Genomic DNA, 13,389 nt, shown 5'->3' with positions numbered 1-13,389 from the left:
TCGGGAGGGCGGTATTCTAGCTTGATTGGCGGTGCAATTCAGCAGCAAAATGCCGTCTTTTTACCGCTCGCGACTGCTACTGTTTCTCCCGGGAGCAGCTGTAGTGCTGGGAGTGGCTCTGAAAAGTAGCGCTGAGAAATGGCGCTGGCCAGTCGTGTTGGGTAAAGGGTTTGAGACAAAATGGAGTGCCGCGTGTTGAAATTTGCTAATCGGAGTTGCTCAGCCTCGAAGGCAGTGACCTTGGGTCTGACAGCTCCGTGGTGCTTGGCGTTGTGCCTGCTGACTATCGCGGCAACTGCCCGTGCTGAAATGGTGGCCAACCTTTACGATGCGGCGGTGCCGGTAAAGGAGCAGACTCAGAGCGCTTTCCGACGCGCCGCAGCCAAGGGCTTGGAGCGGGTTTTGATCAGGGTGTCGGGTCGCAGCCAGGTGAGTGACCGCGCAGATATCGCCAGCGCCTTGGCCAACCCGGAACCGCTGGTCGTGCAATACCGCTATCATCAGCCACTGGCGGCGGATACCGATCCCAGTGCAGAGGATGACGCTCCCAGCCTGGTGTTGGAACTGAGTTACTCTCCCCGCCAGGTCAATGCGCTGCTGCAGTCGGCGGGCTTGCCGGTGTGGTCTGCTAATCGCCCGTCAATGCTGGTGTGGTTGGTGGCGGATACGGCATCGGGGCGGCGCTTTGTCGGAGGTGGTGAGCAGCCCGAATTGCAGGCCTTGATGACCGATGAGGCCGAGCGCCGAGGATTGCCGCTGCAGTTTCCCCTGTTTGATCTCACCGATACCGCCAATCTCAGTGTCAATCAGGTTTGGCAATTATCGGCAACGGCGGTGCGAGAGGCCTCTCAACGTTACGGCAGTGCCTATATTCTGGTGGGGCGTGCCAGCGAATTTTCCACTGGGCAGTGGGTGGCGAGTTGGCTATTGTTGGACGGCGAAGTGGCCCGAAACTTCGAGTCGGAAGGTATGGGAGCGCAGCAGGCATTAGCCTCCGCGGTGGATCGCGTGGCTGACGTGCAGGCGGAACGCTACGCCGTATTCAGCGGCGGAGTGGGAGCGGGCAGTAGCCTGATTCTTATCGACGGCATCGCCGATTTCCACAGCTATGCAGCCTTGATGGGTTATCTGGAAAGTTTGGCAATAGTGCGTCACGCCAACTCGGTATGGGTGTCTGACAAAGAGCTGGTGGTGGACTTGGTGCTCAACGACGATATGGAAAAAGCGCAGCGTTTTCTGGCTATGGATGGGCGCTTGCAAGAAGTCAGTGGCAGCGGTTACCAGGGCTCGCCAGGCGGGGTGCCCCCACAGTTGATGGTGCGCAATCGCTATCGCTGGGTAGGGGCTGAGCGGTGAGTGTTAACGCGCGGCTGATGTGGGGCGCGGCGGCGCTGGTATTGGTCTATTTAATTTTGCGTTTGCTGGGACCGATTTTGATGCCCTTTGCACTCGCTTCCGTGTTCGCCTATATCGGCGATCCCCTGGTCGACCGGTTGGAGGAGCGCAAGTTGGGACGCACACCGGCTGTGGCTCTCGTCTTTGTCGGTCTCACTTTGGTTACGGCTCTGGGGGTGTTGATTACCCTGCCACTGCTACTGGATCAAACCCAGCTGTTGATTCAACGCCTGTACGGCTTTGTTGCCTGGGTCCAGGAAAGTGGCCTGCCTGCGCTTCGGCAGTACTTCGATTTGCCAGAACAGTCGTCCGTGAATACCGCCAAGGAGGCGCTCAGCAAGCACTGGAGTGCGGCCGGTGGACTCCTTATGTACGTGTGGCAGCAAGTCAGTGGGTCCAGCGCCGCCGTGCTGACCTGGCTAGCCAATATGACCCTGGTGCCGGTGGTAACCTTTTACCTGCTGCGTGACTGGGATCATATGATGGCTCGGATTCGGGCCTTATTACCCCGGAGAGTGGAGCCCAAAGTCGTCGGTATTGCCCGGGAGTGCGATGAGATTCTCGGCGCCTTTGCTAGAGGGCAGTTTATGGTCATGCTGTCTTTGGCGCTGGTATACATGGCGGGCTTGTGGTTGGTGGGGCTGGATTTGGCGCTGGTACTTGGCTTGATCGCGGGTTTGGCCAGCATCGTCCCCTATCTGGGGTTTATTGTCGGTATTCTAGCTGCGGGGCTGGCGGCGTACTTTCAATTTGACAGTTGGTGGCCGCTGCTGGGGGTGGCGGGCGTGTTCGGTGCGGGGCAGGTGCTGGAGAGCGTCTATCTGACGCCAACGCTGGTGGGCGATAAAATCGGACTTCACCCGGTAATCGTGATTTTCGCGGTACTGGCCGGTGGCCAGCTGTTTGGATTTTTGGGCATCTTACTGGCGTTGCCCGCCGCTGCCGTCATCAAAGTGATGGTCCTCCACGCCCACGAGGCCTACCAGAGCAGCGACTTTTATGCCGCCGCGGGTGATGTGAAGGAGAGCCCGGAATGACCACGGCTCAGCAGATTCCACTGCGCTTTCGCCTGGATAACGATGCCACTTTAGACAATTTTTACGTAGCGGACGAAGCCGCCTTGGCTGTTCATGAGTTGCGTCGCCAGGCGCAAGGTGCAGGCGAACGCTTTATTTATTTGCTTGCCGGTGTAGGGCGCAGTCACTTGCTGCAGGCCAGCTGTGCCCTGGCGGAGGGCGCTTCGCTAAAGACTCAATATTTACCGATCCGAAGTGTGGCAGACAGCTCCCCGGAGTGGGTACTGGAGGGGCTGGAAGAGTGTGACCTGCTTTGCCTGGATGATATTGACGCCGTTGTGGGAGACCGCGCGTGGGAAGTCGCGCTGTTTAACCTTTACAACGCCGCCCTGGCTAACGGGCAATCTTGGCTGGTGTCGAGCTCCGGGGGCATACAGGCAGAGCGTTTTTGTCTGCCTGACCTTTACTCGAGGATGAAAAGTTTTTCTACCTATCGGCTGCCAGCCCTGGGCGACGAAGAGTTACTGAATGTTGTTGTCACGCGCTGCCGGGCACGGGGTATCATTATCGACGAGGCGGTCGTAAGGTATATCCTTTCTCGCGGGCGAAGGGATTTGCATTACTTGGTTGATTTGGTCGCGAAATTGGATCGCTCTAGTTTGCAGATGAAGAGAAAGGTGACTATTCCGTTCGTTAAAGACGTCATGGGATGGTGCCAGTAGATTTTGTAATCGTGTTTATGTTGCAGAATGTTACGAAGCACCGCAAATTAGCCGGTATTAGGCGCTGCTCCGGTAAAATTACGCAAAAACTGGGATGAAAGTGGGCTTCTACGTGGTATTCTCGTTGTAAATAGTCGCCCAAGTAGTGATTTTTAAATGAAAACTGCCAATTTTAAGAAGGGGAGTTCTATGAATAAGGTGTTAACTAGCTTGGCCTTGGCTGGCGCTGTCGCCTCGTCTGCGGCCATGGCGGCTGACGACAAGGATGTGTGGTATTTCAATCCTGCGGTGGGTTATCAGATCTTTGATAGCGATACAGGGCTTGATGAAGCTGGCACTGGCATTCTCGGTGTGGAGTATCGGATCAATACCCATTGGGGTGTGGAACTGAGCGCGGACTACGCCAAGCCAGACAATGAAGACGATATTCAGGGCCTGGACGCCGAAGTATTCGGTGGCAGCCTGTCCGGTGTGTACTACTTCACCCAACAGGGTGCTTGGCTCCCCTACGCCGCAGCCGGCGTTGGTGTCAAAACTCTGGAATACGACAACAATACCGATGATGAATACACTCAACTTAATGCTGGTATGGGTGTGCGTTCCTTCCTGACCGACCGCTGGTCTGTTCGTGGTGATGTGCGTTATCTCTACGGTACTGATGATTCCTATCAGGGTGGCTTGGTTTCTTTGGGTCTGAGTTATCTGTTTGGTGCTGAGGGCGAGCAAGCCGGTACCGACCAGGACGGCGATGGCGTTATGGATCGCAAAGACGACTGCCCCAACACGCCCCCGGGTGTGGCGGTTGACGCCAACGGTTGCCCGCTGGATCGGGATGGCGACGGTGTACCCAACTACCGCGACAAGTGTCCAAACACTGAGCCCGGTGTGAAGGTTGACGAAATGGGTTGTACGTTTGTGCTGAGCCAAACTCAGTCAGTCAAGCTGAACGTTCTGTTTGCGGTTGATTCTTCAGTTATCCCTGCAGCGTACCGCAGCGAACTGGCCAAGGTTGCTGAGTTCATGAAAGCCAACGACGGCGTCAAAGGTGTGATCGAAGGCCACACTGACAACACCGGTACTGATGCCTACAACCAAGCGCTGAGCCAGCGCCGCGCGGATTCTGTGCGCAATGCGCTGATCAAGGATTACGGCATTGCTGCTAACCGCTTGAGCGCAGTAGGTTTCGGTGAGCAGCGGCCCATTGCAGATAATAGTACTGCTGAAGGGCGCCAGAAAAACCGTCGCGTAGTCGCTGTGGTGCAGACTCAAGCGGCTGAGTGATTCCTGCATATACTTATCCGAATGGGTAAGCGAGAAGGGGGCTTAGGCCCCCTTTTTTTTGTCTCTAAGCTTTGATGCCTCTGCGGAATTGGGTGCTCTATTACCTTTTTGTAGGCGACCACGAGCCTGTGCCAAGGTTTGGCATGCTTCTTGAGATATTCCTCCCTGTAAGGCCGGATTTACGCCAAAAACACCAATATGGTGCACTCCGGCGGAGCCAATTAAAAACGGCGTGCACATATATTGTGCGCACTATGGGGAGAAAAGTGCATGATCTTTGGCAGGAAACATCGCAAGCCAATCACAATTGCCGATAAAAAAGTGGTGGAGTGGAAGTATGCCGTCTGCGGGTACTGCTCTACTGGATGCTCGATCGAAGTGGGGCTCAACGACGCTGGTAAGCCGGTGGCCAGCCGGGGCAAGGGCAATGCCCCGGTCAATCAAGGTAAGTTGTGTATCAAGGGGATTTTTGAGCACGAGCTGAGTACCACCTCGGGTCGGGGCACCGAGCCACTGATGCGTGACCGTATCTATCAGGACTTTGCGCCGGTGGATTGGGATACCGCCTTGGATCATACGGCGGCCGAGTTTAAGCGTATTCAGGAAAAATACGGCCGCGACAGTGTCGCTGTTGTCTCCACGGGGCAGTTGCTGACGGAAGAGTTCTACACCCTGGGCAAATTAGTACGTGGGGTCATAGGGACCAACCAATACGATGGCAACACCACCCTGTGTATGGCCTCGGCAGTATCGGGCTACAAGCGCTCCTTTGGTGCCGATGGCCCGCCTGGATGCTATGAGGATTTTGAGCACACCCACTGTCTGATGGCATTTGGCTCAAACCTGCCTGAGCAACACCCGATCATCTACTGGCGCCTTAAGGAGGCGCTGGAAAAGCGCAAATTCCCGCTGATCGTGGTGGATCCCCGGGTCACCATGTTTGCCCAGTTCGCCGATATTCACTTGCCGATCACGCCGGGCACCGACCTGGTACTGCTCAACGCATTGGCTCATGTGATTCTTAAGGAGGGGCTACAGGATCAGCGTTATATCGACGCTCATTGTTCCGGCTTCGACGAATTGGCGGCTACGGTAGAAAAGTACGACCCCATAACCGCGTCGCGAATCTGTGGTATTGATCCTGACACCATACGCCATGTGGCCCGAATCTACGCTAAAGCGCCGTCGGCGATGAGTATTTGGACCATGGGGATCAATCAGAGCACCCATGGCACCGATGGTGTATGTGGCATCAACAACCTCAACCTGATCACCGGCAACATCGGTGTTCCTGGTGGCACCAGTATGTCCATTACCGGTCAGTGCAACGCCATGGGCACCCGAGAGTGGTCGTCCTGTTCCGGCTTGCCCGGCTATCGCATGTTGGAAAAACCAGAGCATCGCAAAGAAGTGGCGGAGTTTTGGGGCGTCGATGAGGACTTCTTTCCGCCCAAACGGGGTCTTCAGCAAACGGATATCTTTCCCGCCATCGAATCTGGCGAGATAAAAGCCCTGTGGATCGTGGCTACAAATCCACTGACCTCCATGCCCAATCAGCCCAGAATCAAAAAGGCGCTGGAAAAGCTCGAGTTCATGGTAGTCCAAGATGGCTACCGGGATTGTGAAACTGTCGATTACGCCCATGTGTACTTGCCCGGCGCCCTGTGGGGTGAAAAAGAAGGAGTACAGACCAACACTGAGCGGCGGGTGAATCTGGTGCGCAAGTTTGTTGAGCCGCCGGGTAATGCCAAGCCTGATCACTGGATTTTTACCCAACTGGCCAAGCGTTTTGAGCGCGGTCGCGCCATCCCATTCCCGGAATCTTCCTCCGACATCTTTGATGAAATGAAACAGTTGTCGAAAGGGGAGGGGCGAAACCTGGATATCTCCGGGATGAGCCACGATTTGATTGAGCAGCAGCGGGGTATTCAATGGCCGATGCGAGAAGGGGATCAAACCGGTAACCCCAGGCTATATAGCGATGGCGTCTTCCCCACCGCGAATGGCAAGGCCAATCTGCTGGCCATGGACTACATTGAAGACAATGAAGTACCGGACACTAGCTACCCGTTCTGGATGAACAGCGGCCGGGTGGTGGAACATTTTCACACCCGCACCAAGACCGGGAAAATTGGCAATCTCAATAAATTTTCACCAACCCCCTATATGGAAATTAATCCAGACTCGGCGAAGGAGTTCGGCGTCGAGCATCAGAAGTATGTGCGCCTAGTGTCACGCCGCGGTGATGCGGTGGTGATGGCACAGCTCACTCAGCGTGTTCCCCGCAATATGTTGTTTATCCCCATGCATTATCACGACTGCGTCAACCGCTTGTCGCTGGGCTTATTGGACCCCTACTCCCGCCAGCCGGCGTTCAAGCAATGCGCGGTGAGAATCGAACACGTCGATCAGCGAGAGGCAGCCAGGCTGAATGTCGAGCGGCGGGCGTTTTAAGCCCCCGTTACAAGTCTGTATGGCGTTGCAATGAACATCTAGGCCACTACATGGCCGCTATAGGTTTTGAATTATGTGGAAAGTAAGAGACGACGAACCCCAATACGCTTTTCTGAAAGAGCCCGAAGCACGTGAAGTGAATTTTTACCAGGCTCCTATCGACCTGATTGCCCGCAGTGGTGGCGCGGTGCCGGCTGGGCGGGAAATGTTTATCAACGAGGAGCCGGGGGTGGGGGAAAACCCGCACCGCAATAAACAGCACGCCTTCCACTTTACGGCGGATAATTGCATTGGTTGTCATGCCTGTGAAGCGGCGTGCAGTGAGAAGAATGACAACCCCGCCCACATCAGTTTTCGCAGCGTAGGTTATGTAGAGGGCGGGACTTACCCCGACTTCAAGCGCATGAATATCTCTATGGCGTGCAACCACTGCGATGACCCGGTGTGCCTCAAAGGTTGCCCGACTCGGGCCTACACCAAGCACGTTGAGTACGGCGCCGTACTCCAGGATCCCGAGACCTGCTTTGGTTGTGGTTATTGCACTTGGGTGTGCCCCTACAATGCGCCACAGCTCGACCCGATAAAGGGACAGGTGAGCAAGTGTAATATGTGTGTGGATCGCTTGGAAGTTAACCTGAAGCCAGCCTGTGTGTCGGCCTGCTTGGGCAACGCACTGAATTTTGGCGTGGTTGAGGACCTACCGGAAAATCGTGAACAGGCCAAAGTGAGTATTCCCGGTTTCCCGGACCCGGAAATTACTCATCCCAATATACGTTTTCAGCAAACCAAAAAAATGCCCGACGAAGTAACCCGCACCGACGGCATGCCGGTTAAATATCACAAAGGTGAAGACGGCCAGTACCGTCCCGTTGTGGATCAAAAGAAAGGGGTCGAAAAGAAGTGGAGCTTTGCCAAACTGAGTTCCCGGGAAAACCCCTTGGTGCTGTTTACCCTACTTGGGCAGACGGCGGTGGGCGCCTTCTTTCTGGCGTTTCTCGGTGCCCAGTTTGGTGTTGAGGCGCTGGTGTCACTCCGTGACTCGGTTATGTATCTGCCCCTAGTGGGTATTTGTGCAGGTGCTGCGGCGCTGGGCATGCTGATGTCAGCCACCCACCTTGGCAAGCCTCTGAGAGCGTATCGTGGATTTAACAACCTCCGCCATTCACCGGTATGTCGGGAAGGCTTGGGGATGGTGATATTTATGGCATTTGTCGGCTTGCACCTGCTGGCAGTGGCGCCGGAGAACGCCGTAGTGCAATCGCTGGTTGGTGATCTGGGTGCCTATCCCAAGCTTGCTGCAGGCCTGGCCTACCCAGCGCTTCTGGCGGGTGCGGTGGGCTTGTACTATATGTACCGCTGCTATCGGATACCGGCCCGGCCATTTTGGGACCACTGGCAAACGGCCAGTAGCTTTGTCGGCAGTGCCCTGACCCTGGGTGGTCTGTTAGTGGGCCTGGTGGCAGTGCCTACGCTGGCGTACCTCAATGCCGATAGCGCCGGTGCGTTGCGGTACTGCGCCGGGGCGATCGTTGCCGGCTGTGTGCTGGAAAGCTTTGGCCTGTGGCGGCATGCGGCGGCCATGAATGTCGCCAACAACGAGGGTAGCGTTTCCCACTATATTCAGAGCACGCTGTTCGGTAAGAGCTACTGGTTACGTAACAGTCTGTTGGGCCTCAATGTCGTTTTGGCTCTGGCGCTGGCTATCAATCCGGAGCTTCACGCCTTGAATCTGGGTATTGCTGCGGCCTTGCTTGTGTCTACCGCAGCGGTAGTTCTGATTGGACGCGCGCTGTTCTACGTTCTGGTTGTGCCCACCACGATGCCCGGTGCTTTCTTCTGGAAAAATAAGGATTTTGAGGAGCACGCCAGGGAGATCGGCTTGGCCAATATGCCCCAGGTTGGGGTGGTTGCCCACGTTCACTGAGCCAGGTGCCAGGGCTCTGTGCCCCGGCTGCAGCAGGCTTAGCGTGGGCCCAGGGAAAGGGCCAGCAGCATGCTGAGTTCAGCAAGAGAGCGTCCGCTCTCCTGCTGAAGCTGATTGAAGGCGGCTTGCGCCTTTTTCAGCTCCTTGAGTGCAGTGGGCTTAGGGCTGTCGATTAGACCCTCGGCGCGCAGTGCTGTGCAGACATCCCGGCTGAGTATAAAGCTGTCTTTGCCCACGAAACGAAGAAAGTACTGGCCGGTATTGCCGCCCAGGCGACTGCCATGCTTTTTTAGATATTGCCACAAGCCGATGATGTCATCGCTGGGCCAATCGGCGATAAAGGCGCCAATGCCGCAGTGGCTATGCTCCAGATCCAATATCATAACGGCGTTGTCCTGCACCGCTTTCACTTTGGTCAGGTAGCGTACGATGCGGGTATCCTGGGCCATCGCTTCAATGTCTTCCGGGCTGCGGGAGGCGACCCAGATGGGTAAGAAGCCGTTAAATACCTCTTCAAAGCCGTCCCACTTTTGACTGATGACCCGCCACACAAAGCCGGCCCGAAAAATACACGCGGCCATTTCAGCCAGGTAGCGATGATCTGGTAATTCCCTCAGCGCCTGGGCACTCAAGCTGGTGGGTAAACGCTCCTCAATCCCAGCGATATCGCCGTGGTGGGACTCCACCCGCTTGATCACATTCCGATAAAAACTGGCCATCAGTCAGGGTTCCTATGAAATTGCCGCCAGTATAACAATTCTGCTCCTCCCACAGACGGATGATTGGGCCCGCGCGCCGGGATGGCTACTATTTGCCAAACTGTGGCGCAGTGCCTTTTTCCGCATAACAACATCAGCTGTGCCGCCTTCCGGAATTATGTGGGGATCTCCATGACAACTGCTGGTTGGGATTATAGCGTCGACGTGCTCGTGGTCGGCAGCGGCAATGGTGGGCTTACCGCAGCGCTCAGTTGCTATGAAATGGGAACGCGGGATGTGCTGGTTGTGGAGAAATCTGAGCTGGTGGGGGGCACCAGTGCCACTTCCGGCGGGGGCGTGTGGGTGCCCTGTAACCGCTATGCCAAAGCGGCGGGCGCTCAGGATAGTTTTGACGATGCCAAGCAGTATCTGCTCAGTACCACGCCGAAGGGCGCGGTACCCGAGGAAATGGTTGACGCCTACTTGGAAAATGGGCCCAAGATGGTGGATTTTCTCCACCAGCGCAGTGACGTTCGTTACGTGACCCTAGAGCATTACCCCGACTATTACACCAATGTGGAGGGATCGCGGACAGGGCATCGCTCGATGGAGCCAGAGCGTTTTGACTCCTCGTTATTGGGAGAGGACGTAAAACGGTTGCGCCCCTCTCATCATATGATGCGGCTGTTCGACCGAGTTTACTTTACCCAGGTTGAAGCGGCATTGCTGACCGTGCAAGGGCCGGGTTGGATTAAGCTCACACTGAAGCTACTGGCCAGCTATTTTCTGGATTTTGCCTGGCTGCTCAAAGGGCATCGTGTCAGCCGGCAAATATGTACTGGCGCCGCTGGCGTTGCCAGGCTCTGGTATTCGGTAAAAAAGCGCGATATTCCAGTGTGGACCAATACCACCTTTGTTTCCCTTATTGACGAAGGTGGCAAAGTGGTGGGCGCCGAGCTGCGGCGCGGTGGTGAAACGATCCGCGTGCAGGCAAGAAAAGGCGTGGTGCTGGCGGCAGGCGGCTTCGAGCAGAACCAGGCGATGCGTGAGCAGTATTTGCCCGCCCCAACTAACAGTGCCTGGAGCGGCGGTGTGTCCACCAATACCGGCGATGCCATTTCTGAGGGCCAGCGTCTCGGCGCAGCGACTCGACTGATGGATGGGGCCTGGTGGTGTACCACTATCTCGGTGCCCGGCGAGCCGGCGCCGCGTTTAAGTATTATGGAAAAGTCCTACCCCGGTTCTTGTGTGGTGAACATGAAAGGCCTGCGTTTTGCCAATGAATCGCAAAACTATATGGCCTTTCAGCAAGAGCTCTACAAGGTGCACAGCGATGACAATCCCTGTTCGCCAATGTACCTGGTCTTTGATGCTCGTTTCCGTCGTGATTACATTGTTGGCCCCTTAATGACTGCACAACTGAAGCCGGACTGGACCATTCCCAAATCCTGGTTTGAGAGCAAATTGGTGGGCAAGGCCGACAGTATTCGGGCTCTGGCCCAGCAATTGGGTATCGATGCCGATAACCTGGAAGCGACGGTAGGCAAAATGAATGACTACGCCCGCACCGGCAAAGATTTGGATTTCCAGCGTGGTGATTCGGCCTACGACCGCTACTACGGCGATGCGAGGGTGACGCCCAACCCCTGCCTGGGGCCAATCGACGAGGCGCCTTTCTATGCGATTCGCATAGATGCCGGCGATTTTGGTACCCAGGGTGGCCTGGCGACCAACCCCGATGCCCAGGTGGTGCGAGAAGACGGTCAGGTAATCGAAGGTCTGTATGCGGTGGGTAACTGTAGTGCAGCGGTGCTGCCAACCTATCCTGGCCCCGGTTCGACCCTTGGACCGTCAATGACCTTTGCCTATCAGGCGGCCAAGAAACTCACCGGCTTTCAGGACTAGGCAACAAAAAGCCCGCTATCTGCGGGCTGTGTAGATATTGCTGTTGTGCTTCGTTGTTAGTGAAGAACCTCAATGTCGTAGAAGGCTGTTGTGCCGGTGACCTCGTTGCCGACGATTAACATCGGGCGACTGGTTGGGCTATCAGCCTGGCTGACAAACTTGATGGCTTCAGGGCCCAGGTCGCCGACCAGCTCAAAGTCATCCTCCGCATCGGCAATACTGAAGTCGCGCTCGTTAATGAACTGAACGAAGATCGGGGCTTCGGGGTTGCTGATGTTGTAGACCATGATGCCGCCAACCCGCTCCAGGCCAATAAAAGCGTAGGTCTTGCCGTCAACAACACCAATTTCAACCGCTTCTGGCTCAGGGCCTTTATCGTCTGAACGGTCGTCACCCTCGTTGTCGTCGTTGCTGGCGTTAAAACCGAACAGGCCGTAGCGATTAGCGGTGATGACTTCAAAGGCGTTGCCTGAGTCAAACACCGGCTGCATGGTGTTGGTGTTCCAGATTGTGAATGAGCGGGCGCCATAGGCATAGAGCGCTTCATAGGTGCAGTCGGCGCCTGGCTGTCCGGTTGTGGCAAGAGATGCGCAGGTGCCGCTGGTGCCCAAGTCGGTGATGACTTTCAGGCGACCCAGTTGCTCGTCCTCTTCAAAGTTTGCCGGGAGGCGGGCCAGCAGGTCGGGATCAAAGGTGGCGCCGAAGTCGTCATTGATATCCTTGATGCGAACTTCATCCAAATAGTGAAAGCAATCGCCGTCGTCGAAATCAAAACCACCCTGTGCGGTGCAATCCGCTTCATCCGCCGCATCTGTCAGGTACTCGCGACCATCTCCCTCATTGGCGGTAACCAGATAGGTTGTGCCGTTAACAGTATAGGCGTCGGCGCCATCGGGCATGTATACGCCAAATACCGGCCAGTTGCGGATGTTAACGATGTCGTCCCGGTTACTGGCATCCAGCTCATTGCCGGGGATGGAGAAGTCCTTGTAGCCCAGCCCGACAATGCGGGTCACGGTGTCTGTGGCCAGGTCAATCTCGGCCACCGCGTTGTTTTCCTGCAGGATAACGTAAGCGGTTTGGCTATCTTCTGATACGGCGATGTACTCGGGTTCCAAATCTTGTCCCTGAGAGGCCGATTTTGCAGAGATACGCACATCGCCGACCAGCGTCGCGCTATTGAGGCTAAGTTGAGTCACGTTTGCGGCGCTTAAAGCAGCGATGCCACCGGACACGTCAATAATCGTAATCGAGCCTTCAGGGTCGACCGAGTAATCGCCGTTGGGTTCACCTTCGTTGGCGGCCAACACCTTATTGCCATCGGGGGTAAAGGTCACCATATCGGGGAGGGCGCCCGCTTCCACAGCAGAAACAAAGGTGCCATTGGTGGAATAAAAGGCGATATAACCCTTATCCTGTTTAATGTCGGCTTCGATAGCCACAGCGATCCGGTCACCTTTTACCGCAACGCTGTTTGCGGCGCCGAGGTCAGCGGCGTCGAGGCCTGCAACGGCGCTTGCCACATCCGCGGCGACATCCAGGGAGTTAATCAGGGTGGGTGTCGCTGGCGACGACGCATCCAGCACGTCAATTTGACCAGAGTTGGCGTTAACCACAAACGCACGCTGTGTTGCCGGGTCGAAATCGACGATCTCAGCGGCGGATTCGTCGAATTGACCAGTTTCGTAGCGACCCAGGAAAGAAAGGGATATCGTCGACGCAGAGGCATCTTCGCCGGCAGGTCCTTGTGGGCCTTGCTCACCTTGGGGGCCCTGCTCGCCCTGTGGGCCTTGATCCCCCTGCGGTCCTTGGTCACCCGGCGCACCGTTGGCGCCGTCCTGTCCCGGTAGCCCTTGCGGCCCGCGGTCCCCGTCGTCACCGCCACAGGCGCTTAGCGTCAGAGCTGTCGTCAGCAGCAATGCTAACGGCGCTAGTTTGAACTGCATAATCTTCTCCTCGAGCTGTTGAAAGCAAACACACAGGATCGAGCTAGA

General features: G+C 56.1%; 9 protein-coding genes. 7 read left to right on the top strand and 2 right to left on the bottom strand.

Translation table 11 applies throughout. The features are described 5' to 3' along the window. Positions 1-240: 240 nt before the first annotated feature. The 6 genes from I6N98_RS14830 to I6N98_RS14805 all read left to right on the top strand — a co-directional run bounded on the left by I6N98_RS14830 (position 241) and on the right by I6N98_RS14805 (position 8,792). The gene (locus I6N98_RS14830; RefSeq protein WP_198569111.1) at positions 241-1,356 is read left to right on the top strand and encodes a DUF2066 domain-containing protein; all 1,116 of its coding nucleotides are present in this window, start codon (positions 241-243) and stop codon (positions 1,354-1,356) included. Beyond that, positions 1,353-2,432: an AI-2E family transporter gene (locus tag I6N98_RS14825; protein WP_232787354.1), complete on the top strand. Its 1,080-nt coding sequence runs from the start codon at positions 1,353-1,355 to the stop codon at positions 2,430-2,432. Before I6N98_RS14830 ends, I6N98_RS14825 begins: the two co-directional genes overlap by 4 nt. Then, a complete protein-coding gene (hda, locus tag I6N98_RS14820) occupies positions 2,429-3,133 on the top strand; it encodes a DnaA regulatory inactivator Hda (RefSeq protein WP_198569110.1) in 705 nt (234 codons plus the stop codon). The genes I6N98_RS14825 and hda overlap by 4 nt, the downstream gene beginning before the upstream one ends. A gap of 189 nt (positions 3,134-3,322) precedes the next feature. After that, positions 3,323-4,414: an OmpA family protein gene (locus I6N98_RS14815; protein WP_198569109.1), complete on the top strand. Its 1,092-nt coding sequence runs from the start codon at positions 3,323-3,325 to the stop codon at positions 4,412-4,414. A 270-nt stretch (positions 4,415-4,684) separates the two neighbouring features. Continuing rightward, positions 4,685-6,868 carry a molybdopterin oxidoreductase family protein gene (locus I6N98_RS14810; RefSeq protein WP_198569108.1) on the top strand — a complete coding sequence of 728 codons (2,184 nt, stop codon included), beginning with the start codon at positions 4,685-4,687 and terminating at the stop codon, positions 6,866-6,868. Positions 6,869-6,941: 73 nt separating this feature from the next. Continuing rightward, positions 6,942-8,792 carry a DmsC/YnfH family molybdoenzyme membrane anchor subunit gene (locus I6N98_RS14805; protein WP_198569107.1) on the top strand — a complete coding sequence of 617 codons (1,851 nt, stop codon included), beginning with the start codon at positions 6,942-6,944 and terminating at the stop codon, positions 8,790-8,792. A gap of 38 nt (positions 8,793-8,830) precedes the next feature. Here the strand turns inward: I6N98_RS14805 and I6N98_RS14800 are convergent, their stop codons facing one another. Beyond that, positions 8,831-9,511, bottom strand: a complete 681-nt coding sequence (locus tag I6N98_RS14800; protein WP_198569106.1) for a DNA-3-methyladenine glycosylase I — start codon at positions 9,509-9,511, stop codon at positions 8,831-8,833. Positions 9,512-9,682: 171 nt separating this feature from the next. Here I6N98_RS14800 and I6N98_RS14795 point away from each other — a divergent pair, with 171 nt between their 5' ends. Then, positions 9,683-11,395: an FAD-dependent oxidoreductase gene (locus I6N98_RS14795; protein WP_198569105.1), complete on the top strand. Its 1,713-nt coding sequence runs from the start codon at positions 9,683-9,685 to the stop codon at positions 11,393-11,395. 56 nt (positions 11,396-11,451) lie between these two features. Here I6N98_RS14795 and I6N98_RS14790 read toward each other — a convergent pair whose 3' ends face one another. Next, positions 11,452-13,341 (bottom strand): choice-of-anchor I family protein, encoded by a 1,890-nt coding sequence (locus tag I6N98_RS14790; RefSeq protein WP_198569104.1) that lies wholly within the window; start codon positions 13,339-13,341, stop codon positions 11,452-11,454. Between the last annotated feature and the right edge of the window lie 48 nt (positions 13,342-13,389).

It is taken from the genome of Spongiibacter nanhainus (genome assembly GCF_016132545.1).
GTDB lineage: Bacteria > Pseudomonadota > Gammaproteobacteria > Pseudomonadales > Spongiibacteraceae > Spongiibacter > Spongiibacter nanhainus.
The sequence above is the reverse complement of the archived record's forward strand: the minus strand, read 5'-3'. Positions and strand labels throughout refer to the sequence as shown.

What these genes read in the sequence shown, in the direction of transcription:
- hda (WP_198569110.1), top strand. Translation starts at nt 2,429, where the DNA reads ATGACCACGGCTCAGCAGATTCCACTGCGCTTTCGCCTGGATAACGAT.
- I6N98_RS14815 (WP_198569109.1), top strand. Translation starts at nt 3,323, where the DNA reads ATGAATAAGGTGTTAACTAGCTTGGCCTTGGCTGGCGCTGTCGCCTCG.
- I6N98_RS14810 (WP_198569108.1), top strand. Translation starts at nt 4,685, where the DNA reads ATGATCTTTGGCAGGAAACATCGCAAGCCAATCACAATTGCCGATAAA.
- I6N98_RS14805 (WP_198569107.1), top strand. Translation starts at nt 6,942, where the DNA reads ATGTGGAAAGTAAGAGACGACGAACCCCAATACGCTTTTCTGAAAGAG.
- I6N98_RS14800 (WP_198569106.1), bottom strand. Translation starts at nt 9,511, where the DNA reads ATGGCCAGTTTTTATCGGAATGTGATCAAGCGGGTGGAGTCCCACCAC.
- I6N98_RS14795 (WP_198569105.1), top strand. Translation starts at nt 9,683, where the DNA reads ATGACAACTGCTGGTTGGGATTATAGCGTCGACGTGCTCGTGGTCGGC.
- I6N98_RS14790 (WP_198569104.1), bottom strand. Translation starts at nt 13,341, where the DNA reads ATGCAGTTCAAACTAGCGCCGTTAGCATTGCTGCTGACGACAGCTCTG.